This is a genomic window from Pantoea sp. 1B4 (assembly GCF_016925765.1).
GTDB lineage: Bacteria > Pseudomonadota > Gammaproteobacteria > Enterobacterales > Enterobacteriaceae > Pantoea > Pantoea agglomerans.
In genome coordinates, this window is record NZ_JAEUWZ010000001.1 from 263,191 (window position 1) to 278,649 (window position 15,459).

Below are 15,459 nucleotides of genomic sequence, written 5' to 3' on the forward strand. Positions count from 1 at the left end.
TTACGCGTAATTCACTGAACGAAACGAATTTAAGGGATATTTAAAGATGGCAGCTAAAGACGTAAAATTCGGTAATGACGCACGCGTAAAAATGCTGCGTGGCGTGAACGTACTGGCAGATGCAGTAAAAGTTACCCTGGGTCCTAAAGGCCGTAACGTAGTCCTGGATAAATCTTTTGGTGCACCGACCATCACTAAAGATGGTGTTTCTGTTGCACGTGAAATCGAGCTGGAAGACAAGTTCGAGAACATGGGCGCGCAGATGGTGAAAGAAGTTGCCTCTAAAGCGAACGACGCTGCGGGCGACGGTACCACCACTGCAACCGTACTGGCACAGTCTATCATCACCGAAGGCCTGAAAGCGGTCGCAGCGGGTATGAACCCGATGGACCTGAAGCGCGGTATTGACCAGGCTGTTATCGCTGCGGTTGAGAAACTGAAAGCGCTGTCTGTTCCTTGCTCTGACTCTAAAGCGATTGCGCAGGTAGGTACTATCTCTGCTAACTCCGATGAAACCGTGGGCCAGTTGATTGCTCAGGCGATGGAGAAAGTGGGTAAAGAAGGCGTGATCACCGTTGAAGAAGGCACCGGCCTGCAGGATGAGCTGGATGTGGTTGAAGGTATGCAGTTTGATCGCGGCTACCTGTCACCTTACTTCATCAACAAGCCAGAAACCGGTGCGATTGAACTGGAATCTCCGTTCATCCTGCTGGCTGACAAGAAAATCTCTAACATCCGTGAAATGCTGCCAGTGCTGGAAGCCGTTGCGAAAGCCGGCAAACCACTGCTGATCATCGCGGAAGATGTTGAAGGCGAAGCGCTGGCAACACTGGTGGTTAACACCATGCGCGGCATCGTGAAAGTGGCTGCGGTTAAAGCACCAGGCTTCGGCGACCGTCGTAAAGCTATGCTGCAGGATATCGCTATCCTGACCGGTGGTACCGTAATCTCTGAAGAGATCGGTATGGAACTGGAGAAAGCGGCTCTGGAAGATCTGGGCCAGGCAAAACGCGTTGTGATCAACAAAGACACCACCACCATCATCGATGGTGTGGGTGAAGAAGCGACAATTCAGGGCCGTGTAACCCAGATTCGTCAGCAGATCGAAGAAGCAACGTCTGACTACGACAAAGAAAAACTGCAGGAACGCGTAGCGAAACTGGCAGGCGGCGTAGCCGTTCTGAAAGTAGGCGCAGCAACTGAAGTTGAAATGAAAGAGAAGAAAGCCCGCGTTGAAGATGCGCTGCACGCAACCCGTGCTGCTGTAGAAGAAGGTGTGGTTGCTGGTGGTGGTGTGGCGCTGGTTCGCGTGGCAGCACAGCTGGTTGATCTGCGTGGTCAGAACGAAGATCAGAACGTCGGTATCAAAGTTGCGCTGCGCGCGATGGAATCTCCACTGCGTCAGATCGTTTCTAACGCCGGTGAAGAGCCATCTGTTGTCGCTAACAACGTGAAAGCGGGCGACGGTAACTACGGTTACAACGCGCAGACTGAAGAGTACGGCAACATGATCGACTTCGGTATCCTGGACCCAACCAAAGTGACCCGTTCTGCTCTGCAGTACGCGGCCTCTGTTGCGGGTCTGATGATCACGACCGAATGTATGGTCACTGACCTGCCAAAAAGGCGACGCACCTGATTTAGGCGGCGGCGCTGGCGGTATGGGTGGCATGGGCGGTATGGGCGGCATGATGTAATTGCCGTTGACTGCTTAAGTCATCAAAGAACCCCCGATCGGAAACGGTCGGGGGGTTTTTCTTTTTCAGCGTCTGAATGCTGGCAGCAGCAGGAAAAACCCATTAACTTTTTTTATGTTCTGCATCATGGTTTAGTCAGGGCGGGATGCTCTAACGTGGATCCCGGCGCAAAATAGCGCGCTCTGAAAGGGATAAACAACAGATTAAGGAAAATTAAAATGCACGATAAATGGGAATTTTATAAGGACGAAGCACACAAGTGGCGCTGGAGAAGAACGGCGCCCAACGGCAATATTACCGGCGCCGCCAGTCAGGGCTACGTTAACAAAGCCGATTGCATCGAAAATGCACGACGTAATGGCTACACCGGTTAAGGGCGTCACGCTCTGACATCACCCCCGATCGGAAACGGTCGGGGGGTTTTTCTTTTGGGTGGGAAAATAGTATAAGTAAGGCGCAATCGTTCGTCTTTCCTCTTGATATGTCACGCTGTCTGCGGCTGCGCCGACTGATCGACTGGCTTCATTTTATTCACCAGCATCGGCACGCTTGCCAGCCTGCAAGCGGCGTGAAATATTGAGACGATATAACGGGATAAGGGCAATGAATGTGCAGAAAGAAAAATCCTTTTTCTGCTACGCTGCCACCCGACTCTGATGATAATAAATGGGGATTACAATGCGGATTAACCTCTTGCTCGGACTGACGGCTGGCGCGTTATTGCTGGCGGGCTGCAGCAGCTCTACGCAACTCTCTTCAGCAGGACAGCGCGTGACGTTCACCGATCAGCAGCCTGGCAATACCTGTCAGCTTCTGGGCAATATTACCGGCTCTCAGAGCAACTGGCTGAGCGGTGCAGGCGGGGAAACCAGCGCACTGCGTGGCGCAGCAAACGACCTGCGCAATCGCGCAGCGGAGATGGGTGGTAACGTGATTTATGGAGCAACCAGTCCGACGCAGAACCTGTTGTCCGCGTTCGCGCCACTCGACAGCAAAATGACCGGCCAGGTCTACAAGTGCCCATAATGTGAATCAGGCAGTCTGCCAAATTGAACCGGCCAGCCTTTTACTGGCCGTTTTTATTCCTGACGTAACTGTAAATCTAACGGTGTTTTACTTGGCTCTCCGCCAATTTCACGCGCCAGCTTTGGCACCAGATAGCCGGAGACCTGTGAAAGAAGTGCACGCACCAGCTGGCGGGCCTCGTCATCTGACACAAAGAAATGCGCCGCACCCTGTACCTTATCCAGCACGTGCAGATAGTAGGGCAGAATGCCGGCATCAAATAGTGCATTGCTCAGGGTGGCCAGCGTCTGCGCATTATCGTTGATGCCACGCAACAGCACGCTCTGATTCAGCAGGGTGACACCGGCACGTTTTAGGCTGCTCATCGCCTCACGCAGCTCATCATCAATCTCCTGCGCATGGTTGATGTGCGTCACCATCACCACCTGCAGTCGCGTCTCGCTTAACATCTGACAGAGCTGATCGGTAATGCGCGCCGGTATCACCACCGGTAAACGGCTGTGGATGCGCAGACGTTTCAGATGCGGGATCTGTTCCAGCGCGGCGATAAGCCAGGCGAGCTCATGATCTTTCGCCATCAGCGGATCGCCGCCGGAGAAAATGATCTCATCCAGCTCGGGATGATTGGCGATATAGTCCAGTGCAGCCTGCCAGCTACGCTTATTGCCGGGATTATCCTGATAGGGGAAATGACGACGGAAGCAGTAGCGACAGTTGACGGCGCAGCCGCCTTTTACCAACAATAAAGCCCGGTTTCGGTATTTATGCAGCAATCCAGGTACAACGTTGCTTTGTTCATCGAGCGGATCGGTGCTATAACCTGGCGCATCAGTGAATTCCTGGCGGCGGGTCAGTACCTGAAGCAGCAGCGGGTCGTGCGCATCGCCTTTTTTCATCCGGCGGATGAACGCATGCGGTACACGTAAGGCGAAAAGACGCCGCGCATCCGCACCTTCAGCCAGCTCAGTGTGCTGATCAAGGGCTAAAATCCGCAGTAATTCATCAGGTTCGGTGACAACATCCGCAAGTTGCTGCAACCAATCTTCTCTGGAAGGTGTTTTTAGGGTTACAATGTGTGCCATTTTTTTGGCTTAGTACCAGTGTCAATTTTCGTAGAGGGCCTTCATGGCGACTTATTCTAGCAACGATTTCCGTCCCGGTCTTAAAATCATGTTCGAAGGCGAGCCGTATGCCATCGAATCCAGTGAGTTCGTTAAACCGGGTAAAGGTCAGGCATTCGCGCGCGTTAAAATGCGTCGCCTGCTGACGGGTTCTCGCGTTGAGAAAACTTTTAAATCTACCGACTCCGCCGAAGGCGCTGACGTAGTAGATACCAACCTGAACTACCTGTACAACGACGGTGAGTTCTACCACTTCATGCATCCGGAAAGCTTTGAGCAGTTCCAGGTTGAAGAGAAGACGGTAAGCGATGCAGCGAAATGGCTGCAGGATAACGCTGAATGTATCGTTACGCTGTGGAACGGTCGTCCGATCGCCGTTCAGCCGCCGAACTTTATCGAAGCTGAAGTTATCGAAACCGATCCAGGCCTGAAAGGTGATACCGCAGGGACTGGCGGCAAGCCAGCTAAACTCTCTACCGGTGCCGTGGTGAAAGTGCCACTGTTCGTGCAAGAGGGCGAAGTGGTGAAAGTTGACACCCGCTCTGGCGAATACGTGTCACGCGTGAAATAAGATTCGCAGGCGCATCTTCTGGTGCGCCTTTTTCTTGTCTGAGAGAAAAAAATGATCAAGCTGGCAAAATTAATCGCATTCGCGTTGCTGGTCTCCTCTGCGTTAAGCGCCTGCAACACATTCCACGGTTTTGGCGAAGATGTCTCTCACTTAGGTGGTGCCATTTCGCGTGCAGCAAAATGACCTTAACTGATTGTCCTTTTTAAAGTCTCGCCAGCAGCAACTGCCGGAAATCCGGCTATGCTTAAAGCGCTGTACTTTACATCCATCAAAAAGGACATTGTTATGTTAAAGAAAAGTATTGCTGCAATCTTCTCTGTACTGGTGCTCTCTTCCCTGCTCACAGCTTGTAATACAACGCGTGGCGTAGGTGAAGATGTCGAAGCGGGCGGCCAGGCGATTCAGAACAGCACGAAGTAACCTGTTATTCCAACCGGTACGAAATGCTTTTCGTACCGGCTTGTCAGATTCTGCACTATTTCTGTTTTACCCAGATTAACTCTTCAACCGGGAAACCATCCCGACGCGCCTGATCAACCAGTTTCTCTTTTACGCCCGGCTCCAGTTGGGGTGTGCGTGACAGTATCCAGAGATAGTGGCGATTCGGTCCACATACCAGCGCATAGCGGTAGTCAGGATCGAGAGCAATCACGTTATAGCCGCCATAGAAGGGGCCGAAGAAAGAGACTTTCAGAGAAGCCCGCGTGGGTTCACCGGTGAAGTAGGCTTTGCCGACGCTCTCCTGCCAGCGCTGCTTTTTGACGTTATAGCCACGGTTGATTACCTTCAGGCCGCCATCTTCACGCGGGCTGTAGTTTGCCGTTACCTGTTCAAGGCCGCGCTCAAAAGGGTGGTTAAGGCGGGCAATCTCATACCACTGACCGAGATAGCGCTGGCTGTCAAAGTTATCTACGACCGTGACGTTCTTTGGCGGCGTAGTGCTGCAGGCGACAGAGAGAAAAGCACTCAGGCTGGCAACAACTGTTTTCCATGGAGACATAGTGGGATTCCTTTGTGATTTAACCGCTTAAGTATAGAAGCCGAAACGCTGTTTTTGGCAGTACGGGCACGAGATTGTTTGCCGCAGGCATTGCAGGTAGACTTCCCCCCCTAATTTGTATCAGGAGTCATCACCATGAGCGAAACGGCAAGCTGGCAACCAAGCGCATCCATCGCCAATTTGTTAAAACGCGCCGCTATTTTAGCAGAAGTGCGTCGTTTCTTTGCCGATCGCGGCGTGCTGGAAGTGGATACGCCGGCGATGAGCCAGGCCACCATTACCGATATCCATCTGGTGCCATTCCAGACGCGTTTTGTCGGGCCTGGCGCTGCGCAGGGGCGCGATCTCTGGCTGATGACCAGCCCGGAATATCATATGAAACGCCTGCTGGCGGCGGGCAGTGGCCCGATCTATCAGATGGCGCGCAGCTTCCGCAATGAAGAGGCGGGACGTCACCACAACCCGGAATTCACCATGCTGGAGTGGTACCGGCCGCATTACGATATGTACCGTCTGATGAACGAAGTCGACGATCTGATGCAGCAGGTGCTGGAGTGTGACAGCGCTGAGTCGCTCTCCTATCAGCAGGCGTTTATCCGTCATCTTGAGCTGGATCCGCTGTCAGCGGATAAAGCGCAGTTGCGTGAAGCGGCAGAGAAACTGGGTGAAGGCGAGCTGGCGCGTGCAGAAGAGGATCGCGATACCTTACTGATGCTGCTGTTTATGCTGGGTGTGGAACCGAAGATTGGTCAGGATAAACCCTGCTTCGTTTATCATTTCCCTGCCAGCCAGGCAGCCCTGGCGGAGATCAGCACCGAAGATCACCGCGTGGCCGAACGCTTTGAGGTCTATTACAAAGGCATTGAGCTGGCGAACGGTTTCCGCGAGCTGACCGACAGCCGTGAGCAGCGTCAGCGTTTTGAGCAGGATAACCGTCGCCGTGCGGCACGCGGCCTGCCTGTGCATCCTATTGATACATATCTGCTGGATGCGCTGGCGCATGGCATGCCAGCCTGTTCCGGGGTCGCACTGGGTATTGATCGCCTGATCATGCTGGCGTTGAAAGCGGAGTCATTGAGTGATGTGATCGCGTTTCCGGTGGATCGCTGCTAATCGGTTAATCACAAACGATGGCGGATTAGAGGGGAAGGGTTGGCCCGGATGAAGAGCAAAGCGTCCGAGCCAGGATGGCGAGGCCGACCGCCATGGATGGCGGCCTTCTTTGCGATCAGCCGGGCCATCCCTGACCTGGCACAGGTTTCAGCTAACTGCTGCTGTCAGGAAACTCCTGAATGGTGACCGGCAGCGTCAGTTTCTGATCGTTTCGCAGTACCTGCACATCAATCACTGAACCCGGGCGAATTTCTGCCACCTGATCCATGGTCTCCTGCGCGGATATGGCCGGCTTGCCATTAACGCTGAGCAGCACATCGTTGGCCTGAATCCCGGCTTTATCCGCTGGCCCATCTGGTGTGACCACGCTGACAATAATGCCCTGAACCCGATCCAGATTGCTGCCCTGTCCATGCAGCGGCGGCAGCTCACGCCCGGTAATGCCAATATAGCCGCGGATCACCCGACCATCACGAATCAGCTTATCCATGATCTTCGAGGCTAAAACGGTTGGAATGGCGAAACCAATCCCTTCCGGGGTTTCACCATCACTACTTTTATCAAAGGTCAGGGTGTTAATGCCCATCAGCTCGCCTAGCGAGTTAATCAGCGCGCCGCCGGAGTTACCCTGATTGATTGACGCATCGGTCTGCAGGAAGTTCTGTCGGCCTGATGAGCTTAAGCCAACCCGGCCCGTGGCGCTGATAATGCCCTGCGTGACCGTCTGACCAAGGTTATAGGGGTTGCCGATAGCCATCACCACATCCCCGATATGCGCCTGGCGATTTGGATTGATGGGGATAACGGGCAGGCCGGAGGCCGTAATTTTCAGTACCGCCAGATCGGTCATGCCATCGGAACCCACCAGCGTCGCTTCAAAGAAGCGGCCATCCTGCAGCGCCACGATAATTTGATCGGCATTATTGATCACATGCTTATTGGTAAGGATGTAGCCTTTTGCATTCATGATCACCCCTGAACCCAGGGTCGTGATGCCACGATTGTTGTTGCCGTGGGCGCTACGATTGTAAACGTTCACAACGGCAGGCACGGCGCGGCGCACCCCTTGATTGAAGCTAAAGGGCGTTTCGTCTGTAATATTTTCGTGGTTATAGAGGGCGTCGCTGCCCATACGCAGTGCAGGCAGTGCTGCGAGCAAAATACCCGCCACAATCAGGCCCAGCACCACGGCACGCAAAAGTTTAAGAAACATGGTGTTAAATTACGCCAGGGGAGATCGCAGGGGAGAATAGCATGAGAGCGGCGGACACACACGCGCTTGTGTCCGCCGTAATGCGAGGTTTATCTCAACAACAGATAGATACTTTCATCGCCGCGCACCACATTCAGTGCCAGTACCGGCGGTTTCCCTTCCAGTATTTTACGCATTTCAGCAATGGTCTGAACCCGGTTGCGGTTAACGCCGATAATCACATCATCTTTCTGCAGACCAACCTGTTCAGCCGGTGTGCCTTTTTCGATGGTATCGACCTTCACGCCTTTATCACCGGTTTTAGTCTGTCCATCACTCAGGGTTGCGCCCTGAAGCGCGGGTGACATCAGCTGTGCGCTGGCGGTGCTCTGTGCGCTCTGCTCCAGCGTAACGGTAACCGTTAATGGCTTACCTTCACGCAGCAGGCCAAGTTTAACCTGTTCACCTGGCGGCGTGGTTCCTACTTTCACGCGCAACTCAGCGAAGCTGGTAATCGGCTTGTCGTTGATCGACGTAATGATATCGCCTGACTTCACGCCCGCTTTCTGCGCAGCAGATTGCGGTAAGACTTCAGAGACAAAGGCGCCGCGCTGCGCATCGACATTGAATGCTTTAGCCATATCGGCTGTCATTTCAGTGCCTTTGATGCCGAGCTGACCGCGCTTCACTTCACCAAATTTAATCAGCTGCTGCGCGAGGTTCATCGCCATATCACTCGGGATAGCAAAGCCGATACCGATGTTACCGCCGCTGGAGGCGAGAATCGCAGTGTTGATACCGATCAGTTCGCCGTTAAGGTTGACCAGCGCACCGCCTGAGTTGCCACGGTTGATCGCGGCATCGGTCTGAATAAAGTTTTCCAGTCCTTCCAGGTTCAGGCCGCTGCGGCCCAGTGCGGAGATAATACCGGAGGTGGCCGTCTGTCCCAGCCCGAATGGGTTACCGATCGCCACCGCGAAATCACCCACTTTCAGCTGGTCAGAGTCCGCGACTTTCACCTGCGTGAGGTTTTTTGCGCCCTGAATCTGAATCAGCGCGATATCGGTCTGCTCATCATGACCAATGAGTTTGGCTTCATATTCACTGCCGTCGCCAAGCTGTACGTTGATTTTATCCGCACCGTTGACCACGTGATTGTTGGTGAGCACGTAGCCTTTCGCGGCATCGATGATCACGCCAGAACCTAAACCTTCAAACGGCTGTGGCTGACTATTTCCGCCAGGCATCTGACCAAAAAAACGCTTCAGCGGTTCAGGAATATCCTGAGCCTGTGCACCCGAATCAGTGCCTTCCACATGCACACTGACCACGGCAGGTAACACTTTCTCCAGCATCGGTGCCAGACTCGGCAGCGGCTGGCCCGCAATTTGTGCTGGCAGCGTTGCCATCGCGTCTGGCGCGGCGGCAAGGCTCATCCCAATACTCAGGGCTAATGCGCTAAACAGGCGTGCTTGTTTTTTCATTGCTACAACGCTCTCGCTGCAAAAGGTGGGAGGAATTAATAAGTGTGACAGTCGTTTGCGGTCAGGGTTCGCAAAAACAGCGGGCGCAGACAGGCTGCGCCCCAAAAAGATTAGTCGCGGGCAGGGCGCTCGCCACGCAGTAAACCGGATGCGCCTTCAGAATAGTCGCGCGGCATCTGCACCGGCACCTGATCGTTGTCCGCTTCGGCTTCAGTCAGCTGATAGGCAAACGGATTTTTCTGGCCAGGCAGATTCGGCAGCAGGTCATTTGAGCCTTTTGCCATGTGCTGATAGAGCTGACGATAATCACGCGCCATGTTGTCCAGCAGCTCCGCGCTCTGCGCGAAGTGATTGGTCAGCTCTTCGCGATAATCCGCCAGCTCCGCTTTCGATTTTTCCAGCTCGTACTGCATGCTGCGCTGCTCACGCAGCTTTTTGTTGCCAAAACGCATGGCGACTGCGCCGACAATAATACCAACCACTAAACCAATTAGCCCGTATTCCCAGGTCATAATGACTCCCGTGTTATTTCCATTGTTCCGTAGGGCATTGCACCATTTCAATAATAGTCACTATACCCGTTAATCTTATGGATGTGGAACTCTGGAGCAGCATGGCTTAGTGTAGAACGGCCTTTTTTTCAGCAACCGTGGTATGAATCAGACACCATTCAGGGACTTTGAAACAACAATGCAAACCTCAACTCCGCTTGCACGCTATGAACAGGCGCTGTCGCAGGGCGAATTCAGGCCCGATGACGTACAACGTGAAGCGATTACCCGTTTAGACGCGCTGCAGCAGGCGCTGGTTGCCCGGCAACAATCCGCCGCGCCTGCCACATCCGGCCTGCTGGGTCGCCTGTCAAAATTGATCGGTAAAGAGAAAAACGAGACGCCACAACCGGTACGTGGACTCTATATGTGGGGCGGTGTCGGTCGCGGTAAGACCTGGGTCATGGATCTCTTTTTTCAGTCTATTCCTGGCGATCGCAAACTGCGTCTGCACTTCCACCGCTTTATGCTGCGGGTGCATGAAGAGCTGACGCAGCTTCAGGGGCAGAGCGATCCGTTACTGATTATTGCGGACAGATTCAAAGCGGAAACGGACATCCTCTGTTTTGATGAATTTTTTGTCTCCGATATCACAGATGCGATGCTGCTGGGCACGCTGATGGAAGCGCTGTTTGAACGCGGCATTGCGCTGGTGGCCACCTCGAACATTCCGCCTGATGATCTCTATCGCAATGGTCTGCAGCGCGCGCGCTTCCTGCCTGCCATCGAGCAGATCAAACGTCATTGTGATGTGATGAATGTGGATGCCGGTATCGACTACCGGTTACGCACGCTGACCTCCGCGCACCTATGGAACTCTCCGCTGAACAAAGAGACGCACGCTGAAATGGCGCGGATGTTTAAAGCGCTGTCGGGCAGCCAGCCTGAAGATGCGCCGGTTCTGGAAATTAATCACCGCCAGATGCCGACGCTGGGCGTTAGCGAGGGCGTGCTGGCGATTAATTTCACCACCCTGTGTGGCGAAGGGCGCAGCCAACATGACTATATTGCGCTGTCGCGCCGTTTTCACAGTGTGCTGCTGTATGACGTGCCGGTAATGATCTACAAAACCGAAGATCAGGCACGGCGTTTCCTCGCACTGGTCGATGAGTTCTATGAACGGCATGTGAAGCTGGTGGTCGCGGCAGAAACGTCACTGACCGAGATTTATCAGGGCACGCGGCTGAAGTTTGAATACCAGCGCTGTTTATCCCGACTTCAGGAGATGCAGAGCGAAGAGTATCTGCGTTTACCGCACCTGCCGTGAGAATAATCGGGATAAATACCGAAATAGGGTTCGATTTTTGTAACCGACTTCTCTATAATCTTGCGACCCCACGTTACAGCAAAGGATTTTTTTCCCAAATCCTCTGTGTTCCAGTAACTCTATCCGAAGGGGTGGCTTGCTGGTCAAAATGGTCGTGTGAGCCTCATTCGTTTACTTAAGCGTTTGGGATTTCACCAACGTGTAACTTAATTTGGGTAAGCTTTTCGATGAAAACTTTTACAGCTAAACCAGAAACCGTCCAACGTGACTGGTTTGTAGTTGACGCAACGGGCAAAACTTTGGGTCGCCTGGCGACTGAACTGGCGCGCCGTCTGCGTGGTAAGCATAAAGCGGAATACACTCCGCACGTTGATACGGGTGATTACATCATCGTTCTGAACGCAGAAAAAGTTGCTGTAACCGGCAACAAGCGTACTGACAAGATCTACTATCACCACACTGGCCACATCGGTGGTATCAAACAGGCGACCTTTGAAGAGATGATTGCTCGCCGTCCTGAGCGTGTGATTGAGATCGCGGTTAAAGGCATGCTGCCGAAGGGCCCGCTGGGTCGTGCTATGTACCGTAAACTGAAAGTTTACGCAGGCAACGAGCACACCCATGCGGCACAGCAACCGCAAGTTCTTGACATTTAATCGGGATTAAAGGCAATGGCTGAAACTCAAAACTACGGCACTGGTCGCCGCAAAAGCTCTACCGCTCGCGTATTCATTAAGCCGGGTAGCGGTAACATCGTAATTAACCAACGTTCTCTGGAACAGTACTTCGGTCGCGAAACTGCCCGCATGGTAGTTCGTCAGCCGCTTGAGCTGCTGGACCTGGTTGGTAAATTCGATCTCTATGTCACTGTTAAAGGTGGCGGTATTTCTGGTCAGGCTGGTGCGATCCGTCACGGTATCACCCGCGCTCTGATGGAATACGACGAATCACTGCGTGGCGAGCTGCGTAAAGCTGGCTTCGTAACGCGTGATGCGCGTCAGGTTGAACGTAAGAAAGTCGGCCTGCGTAAAGCACGTCGTCGTCCTCAGTTCTCCAAGCGTTAATTGTTTGCAGCTCCGGCTGCGGCAATTGGCTCAAAAAACCCGCTTCGGCGGGTTTTTTTATTTTCTGCCTTCCCATAAACTGTCCGCGAAAACCGTAACGCCGCGCTCAATTTACCTGCAAAGATTCATTCCACGCCCACAAGCAGCCTAAAATCTGGTAAACTCTGTGTCACTTTGCGCCCGCAGGCCGGTGCGTTATGCGCCTCCCCACTGTCGGGGCGTCAGTATCTGTGACGCAGCTAACCAGGTTGCGTGCGAGTTCGATAAGCAAGTGAGTCGCCGTGTGGTTGGCTATTCGCAGTATCTTTTTTGTGAACAAACTTGGAGGTTTTCATGGCTGTCGCTGCCAACAAACGTTCGGTAATGACGCTGTTTTCTGGTCCTACTGACATTTTCAGCCATCAGGTACGTATCGTCCTGGCGGAGAAGGGTGTCAGCGTAGAGATCGAGCAGGTCGAAATGGATAACCTGCCGCAGGATCTGATTGACCTCAATCCGTATCGCACGGTACCGACGCTGGTAGATCGTGAGCTGACGCTGTATGAATCACGCATCATCATGGAATATTTAGATGAGCGCTTCCCGCATCCGCCACTGATGCCGGTTTATCCGGTTGCCCGTGGTGATAGCCGCCTGATGATGCACCGCATCGAGCAGGACTGGTATAGCCTGATGAGGAAAGTAGAGAACAGCAGCGGTCAGGAAGCGGAAGCGGCACGCAAGCAACTGCGTGAAGAGCTGCTGGCTATCGCGCCACTGTTTGGCCGTACGCCTTATTTCATGAGCGAAGAGTTCAGCCTGGTTGATTGCTATCTGGCTCCGCTGTTATGGCGTCTGCCGTCAATGGGTATCGATTTGATCGGCTCAGGTTCAAAAGAGCTGAAAGGTTACATGAATCGCGTATTTGAGCGTGACTCCTTCCTCGCTTCATTAACTGAAGCTGAACGTGAAATGCGGCTGCAAGCCCGGGCTTAACGTATGGAAATGTCGCAACTTACTGCACGTCGTCCCTATCTGCTGCGCGCTTTTTATGACTGGTTGCTCGACAACCAGCTGACGCCGCATCTGGTGGTCGACATTAATCTGCCGGGTGTGCAGGTGCCGCTGGAGTATGCGCGCGATGGTCAGATAGTCCTGAACATTGCGCCACGTGCTGTCGGTAACCTCGATCTGGCAAACGATCAGGTGTCGTTCAACGCCCGCTTTGGTGGCGTTCCTCGCCAGGTTAACGTGCCGATGGCGGCGATTCTGGCAATCTATGCGCGTGAAAATGGCGCCGGGACGATGTTTGAACCGGAACCGGCTTACGAGCTGGGCACGCATGAGGCGTCAGAGGGTCAGGAAGAGACTATGATGTCGGTGATTGATGGTGATCGTCCTGACGATGCCAGCGATGACGAGACACCGCCTGATGACGATCCACCGCCACGTGGTGGACGACCTTCACTGCGCGTAGTGAAATAGCAGTGACATAACAGCGAATACCCGTCCATCCGACGGGTATTTTTTTGCCTGTCGGCCATAAAAAAATCCGGCTGCCTGCGCAAGCCGGATTTTTTCAGCAGACCATCGCGATCAATAGACGTCGCGCAGGTAGCGCTTCTCTTTCTTCAGCTGATCGACATAGTCAGCAGCGCGCTCGGTGGAGAGACCACCAAACTGGCGAACCACTTCATACAGCGCATTATCCACATCCTTCGCCATACGCGATGCATCGCCACAGACATAGAAATAAGCCCCTTCCTGCAGCCAGGCATACAACTCAGCGCCCTGTTCAAGCATCCGGCTCTGCACATAGATCTTCTTCTCCTGATCGCGTGAGAACGCCAGATCCAGACGCGTCAGCAAGCCATTATCGCGCCAGGCAAGTAATTCATCCTGATAGATAAAGTCATGTTCCTGATGCTGATCGCCGAAGAACAGCCAGTTTTTCCCCTGCGCGCCGGTTGCCTGGCGCTCCTGCAGGAAAGCACGGAATGGTGCGATACCGGTACCTGGTCCCACCATGATCAGCGGTGCGCTGTTGTTGGCAGGCACGCGGAACGATTTATTGGGTGAGATAAAGATGGCGGGCTTTTCACCGCGACGCACACGCTCGGCCAGGTAGGTTGAGCAGACGCCACCGCGATTACGGCCACCACTGTGATAGCGTACCGAGGCAACGGTCAGATGCACCTGGTCAGGATGGGCTTTAGAGCTGGATGAAATGGAGTAAGCGCGATGCTGCAGCGGACGCAGCAGCGCGACAAACTCGGGTACCGCCAGCGTGCGCGTCAGCTCAAGCTGCAGCAGGTCAAGGGTATCTTTGCCCCACAGCCACACGCCCAGCGCATCCTTATCATCATGCTGTAACACATGACGCAGCTCCTGGTTGGTGGTGTTTTGCCCGACCCATTCGATTAACTTGCGTGACGGCTCTGAGATCTCAAACTGATAGGTCAGCAGGTCGCCAAGGCTGCGATCAAAGCCGGGCACCGGCGTCTCGTAGTCCGCGTTAAGCTGGGTCAGCAGCAGGCTGACCAGCGACGGCTCGTTGACCGGAATTACGCCCAGCGCATCGCCCGCTTCATACTTCAGGCCGCTGTCAGACAGGTCGAACTCGAAATGACGAATATCTTTGGCTGACTGCTCGCCTGACAAACGCTTGTTGGTGATCAGCGCGGCGGCGTAAGGATTGGATTTGTTGCTGCCTGGAATGACTGGCGCTTCAGGCGCGCTTTCCAGCACGGTGCCGCTGCTGCCCGCGCTGGCGGCAAACTGTGGCATTGAGCTGTTCAGCCACTCGCTGGAAGGCTCCTCAAAATCGATATCACAATCGATACGATCAACCACGCGTTTCGCGCCCAGCTGCTCAAGACGCATATCAATGAATTTACCCGCCTGACAGAAGCCATCGTAGCCGGTATCGCCAATCGCCAGCACGGCGAAATGCATCTGCTCCAGACGCGGTGCGGTACTGGCAGAGATCGCGTCCCAGAACAGCTGCGCGTTGTCCGGCATTTCACCTTCGCCATAGGTCGAGGTGACGATCAGTACATGGCGCATGGTGGCAAATACGTCGAGATCGACATCGCCCAGCGCCTGAACCACCGGCACCAGACCTTTAGCGCGCGCAGATTTCGCTGCGGTCTGCGCCAGTGCTTCAGCATTGCCGGTCTGTGAGCCATAAAGAATGTGCAGTTGCGTCGTCGCGGCTGCGCCTGTGCCCGCGGCGGGTTGCTGCTTGTCTTCTAATACCAGCAAACGGGAGTGCAGACCCGCAAGAAAGCCAGCCAGCCAGTACTTCTGATCGCCATTAAAAGGTGCATCTTCTGGAATATAAGGAATTTTCATGGGTACTTTTACTCAATCCCGTTCTCGCCCGTCATCAGTG

17 protein-coding genes and 1 pseudogene are annotated in these 15,459 nt (G+C 53.9%); 12 read left to right on the plus strand and 6 right to left on the minus strand.

What is annotated here, in order from left to right; all coding sequences use genetic code 11:
• Nucleotides 1–46 precede the first annotated feature (46 nt).
• The 3 genes and pseudogenes from groL to JNO11_RS01230 all read left to right on the plus strand — a co-directional run bounded on the left by groL (nt 47) and on the right by JNO11_RS01230 (nt 2,723).
• A pseudogene (groL, locus tag JNO11_RS01220) lies at nt 47–1,697 on the plus strand (chaperonin GroEL).
• A 218-nt stretch (nt 1,698–1,915) separates the two neighbouring features.
• Nucleotides 1,916–2,071 (plus strand): DUF1508 domain-containing protein, encoded by a 156-nt coding sequence (locus JNO11_RS01225; RefSeq protein WP_010251985.1) that lies wholly within the window; start codon nt 1,916–1,918, stop codon nt 2,069–2,071.
• A 304-nt stretch (nt 2,072–2,375) separates the two neighbouring features.
• Nucleotides 2,376–2,723 carry a DUF4156 domain-containing protein gene (locus tag JNO11_RS01230; RefSeq protein ID WP_010251983.1) on the plus strand — a complete coding sequence of 116 codons (348 nt, stop codon included), beginning with the start codon at nt 2,376–2,378 and terminating at the stop codon, nt 2,721–2,723.
• Between the two features lie 53 nt (nt 2,724–2,776).
• Here the strand turns inward: JNO11_RS01230 and epmB are convergent, their stop codons facing one another.
• On the minus strand, nt 2,777–3,805 hold the full coding sequence (epmB, locus tag JNO11_RS01235) for an EF-P beta-lysylation protein EpmB (RefSeq protein WP_325176836.1): 1,029 nt from the start codon (nt 3,803–3,805) through the stop codon (nt 2,777–2,779).
• Between the two features lie 43 nt (nt 3,806–3,848).
• On the opposite strand from epmB, the gene efp reads away from it, so the two are divergent.
• The 3 genes from efp (at nt 3,849) to JNO11_RS01250 (ending at nt 4,835) form a co-directional block, all read left to right on the plus strand.
• Nucleotides 3,849–4,415, plus strand: a complete 567-nt coding sequence (gene efp / locus JNO11_RS01240; protein ID WP_010251979.1) for an elongation factor P — start codon at nt 3,849–3,851, stop codon at nt 4,413–4,415.
• A gap of 51 nt (nt 4,416–4,466) precedes the next feature.
• Nucleotides 4,467–4,598, plus strand: a complete 132-nt coding sequence (locus JNO11_RS01245; RefSeq protein ID WP_003848306.1) for an entericidin A/B family lipoprotein — start codon at nt 4,467–4,469, stop codon at nt 4,596–4,598.
• A gap of 102 nt (nt 4,599–4,700) precedes the next feature.
• Nucleotides 4,701–4,835: an entericidin A/B family lipoprotein gene (locus tag JNO11_RS01250; protein ID WP_003848302.1), complete on the plus strand. Its 135-nt coding sequence runs from the start codon at nt 4,701–4,703 to the stop codon at nt 4,833–4,835.
• A gap of 55 nt (nt 4,836–4,890) precedes the next feature.
• On the opposite strand, the gene JNO11_RS01255 is transcribed toward JNO11_RS01250, so the two are convergent.
• Entirely contained in the window at nt 4,891–5,415 is a 525-nt protein-coding gene (locus JNO11_RS01255; protein ID WP_010672015.1) for a lipocalin family protein, read from the minus strand.
• A gap of 135 nt (nt 5,416–5,550) precedes the next feature.
• Between JNO11_RS01255 and epmA the strand changes: the two genes are divergently transcribed.
• Nucleotides 5,551–6,528 carry an elongation factor P--(R)-beta-lysine ligase gene (epmA, locus tag JNO11_RS01260; RefSeq protein ID WP_003848297.1) on the plus strand — a complete coding sequence of 326 codons (978 nt, stop codon included), beginning with the start codon at nt 5,551–5,553 and terminating at the stop codon, nt 6,526–6,528.
• A gap of 151 nt (nt 6,529–6,679) precedes the next feature.
• Here the strand turns inward: epmA and degS are convergent, their stop codons facing one another.
• From degS to zapG, 3 genes are all read right to left on the minus strand, one after another.
• Nucleotides 6,680–7,741, minus strand: a complete 1,062-nt coding sequence (gene degS / locus JNO11_RS01265; RefSeq protein ID WP_010251964.1) for an outer membrane-stress sensor serine endopeptidase DegS — start codon at nt 7,739–7,741, stop codon at nt 6,680–6,682.
• Nucleotides 7,742–7,830: 89 nt separating this feature from the next.
• Nucleotides 7,831–9,204 (minus strand): serine endoprotease DegQ, encoded by a 1,374-nt coding sequence (degQ, locus tag JNO11_RS01270; RefSeq protein ID WP_010251960.1) that lies wholly within the window; start codon nt 9,202–9,204, stop codon nt 7,831–7,833.
• A gap of 110 nt (nt 9,205–9,314) precedes the next feature.
• The gene (gene zapG, locus JNO11_RS01275; RefSeq protein WP_003848291.1) at nt 9,315–9,716 is read right to left on the minus strand and encodes a Z-ring associated protein ZapG; all 402 of its coding nucleotides are present in this window, start codon (nt 9,714–9,716) and stop codon (nt 9,315–9,317) included.
• Nucleotides 9,717–9,894: 178 nt separating this feature from the next.
• Here zapG and zapE point away from each other — a divergent pair, with 178 nt between their 5' ends.
• The 5 genes from zapE to sspB all read left to right on the plus strand — a co-directional run bounded on the left by zapE (nt 9,895) and on the right by sspB (nt 13,550).
• Nucleotides 9,895–11,022 carry a cell division protein ZapE gene (gene zapE / locus JNO11_RS01280; protein WP_022625259.1) on the plus strand — a complete coding sequence of 376 codons (1,128 nt, stop codon included), beginning with the start codon at nt 9,895–9,897 and terminating at the stop codon, nt 11,020–11,022.
• Nucleotides 11,023–11,249: 227 nt separating this feature from the next.
• Entirely contained in the window at nt 11,250–11,678 is a 429-nt protein-coding gene (gene rplM, locus JNO11_RS01285; RefSeq protein ID WP_008925400.1) for a 50S ribosomal protein L13, read from the plus strand.
• A gap of 15 nt (nt 11,679–11,693) precedes the next feature.
• Nucleotides 11,694–12,086 carry a 30S ribosomal protein S9 gene (gene rpsI / locus JNO11_RS01290; RefSeq protein ID WP_008925401.1) on the plus strand — a complete coding sequence of 131 codons (393 nt, stop codon included), beginning with the start codon at nt 11,694–11,696 and terminating at the stop codon, nt 12,084–12,086.
• Nucleotides 12,087–12,419: 333 nt separating this feature from the next.
• The gene (gene sspA / locus JNO11_RS01295) at nt 12,420–13,061 is read left to right on the plus strand and encodes a stringent starvation protein SspA (RefSeq protein ID WP_009092481.1); all 642 of its coding nucleotides are present in this window, start codon (nt 12,420–12,422) and stop codon (nt 13,059–13,061) included.
• Between the two features lie 3 nt (nt 13,062–13,064).
• Nucleotides 13,065–13,550 carry a ClpXP protease specificity-enhancing factor gene (gene sspB, locus JNO11_RS01300; protein WP_010251939.1) on the plus strand — a complete coding sequence of 162 codons (486 nt, stop codon included), beginning with the start codon at nt 13,065–13,067 and terminating at the stop codon, nt 13,548–13,550.
• A 111-nt stretch (nt 13,551–13,661) separates the two neighbouring features.
• On the opposite strand, the gene JNO11_RS01305 is transcribed toward sspB, so the two are convergent.
• On the minus strand, nt 13,662–15,419 hold the full coding sequence (locus JNO11_RS01305) for a sulfite reductase subunit alpha (RefSeq protein WP_031592002.1): 1,758 nt from the start codon (nt 15,417–15,419) through the stop codon (nt 13,662–13,664).
• Between the last annotated feature and the right edge of the window lie 40 nt (nt 15,420–15,459).

What these genes read in the sequence shown, in the direction of transcription:
- rplM (WP_008925400.1), top strand. Translation starts at nt 11,250, where the DNA reads ATGAAAACTTTTACAGCTAAACCAGAAACCGTCCAACGTGACTGGTTT.
- JNO11_RS01305 (WP_031592002.1), bottom strand. Translation starts at nt 15,419, where the DNA reads ATGAAAATTCCTTATATTCCAGAAGATGCACCTTTTAATGGCGATCAG.
- JNO11_RS01255 (WP_010672015.1), bottom strand. Translation starts at nt 5,415, where the DNA reads ATGTCTCCATGGAAAACAGTTGTTGCCAGCCTGAGTGCTTTTCTCTCT.
- JNO11_RS01245 (WP_003848306.1), top strand. Translation starts at nt 4,467, where the DNA reads ATGATCAAGCTGGCAAAATTAATCGCATTCGCGTTGCTGGTCTCCTCT.
- JNO11_RS01225 (WP_010251985.1), top strand. Translation starts at nt 1,916, where the DNA reads ATGCACGATAAATGGGAATTTTATAAGGACGAAGCACACAAGTGGCGC.
- zapE (WP_022625259.1), top strand. Translation starts at nt 9,895, where the DNA reads ATGCAAACCTCAACTCCGCTTGCACGCTATGAACAGGCGCTGTCGCAG.
- epmA (WP_003848297.1), top strand. Translation starts at nt 5,551, where the DNA reads ATGAGCGAAACGGCAAGCTGGCAACCAAGCGCATCCATCGCCAATTTG.
- JNO11_RS01230 (WP_010251983.1), top strand. Translation starts at nt 2,376, where the DNA reads ATGCGGATTAACCTCTTGCTCGGACTGACGGCTGGCGCGTTATTGCTG.
- rpsI (WP_008925401.1), top strand. Translation starts at nt 11,694, where the DNA reads ATGGCTGAAACTCAAAACTACGGCACTGGTCGCCGCAAAAGCTCTACC.
- sspA (WP_009092481.1), top strand. Translation starts at nt 12,420, where the DNA reads ATGGCTGTCGCTGCCAACAAACGTTCGGTAATGACGCTGTTTTCTGGT.
- efp (WP_010251979.1), top strand. Translation starts at nt 3,849, where the DNA reads ATGGCGACTTATTCTAGCAACGATTTCCGTCCCGGTCTTAAAATCATG.
- epmB (WP_325176836.1), bottom strand. Translation starts at nt 3,805, where the DNA reads ATGGCACACATTGTAACCCTAAAAACACCTTCCAGAGAAGATTGGTTG.
- degS (WP_010251964.1), bottom strand. Translation starts at nt 7,741, where the DNA reads ATGTTTCTTAAACTTTTGCGTGCCGTGGTGCTGGGCCTGATTGTGGCG.
- degQ (WP_010251960.1), bottom strand. Translation starts at nt 9,204, where the DNA reads ATGAAAAAACAAGCACGCCTGTTTAGCGCATTAGCCCTGAGTATTGGG.
- JNO11_RS01250 (WP_003848302.1), top strand. Translation starts at nt 4,701, where the DNA reads ATGTTAAAGAAAAGTATTGCTGCAATCTTCTCTGTACTGGTGCTCTCT.
- zapG (WP_003848291.1), bottom strand. Translation starts at nt 9,716, where the DNA reads ATGACCTGGGAATACGGGCTAATTGGTTTAGTGGTTGGTATTATTGTC.
- sspB (WP_010251939.1), top strand. Translation starts at nt 13,065, where the DNA reads ATGGAAATGTCGCAACTTACTGCACGTCGTCCCTATCTGCTGCGCGCT.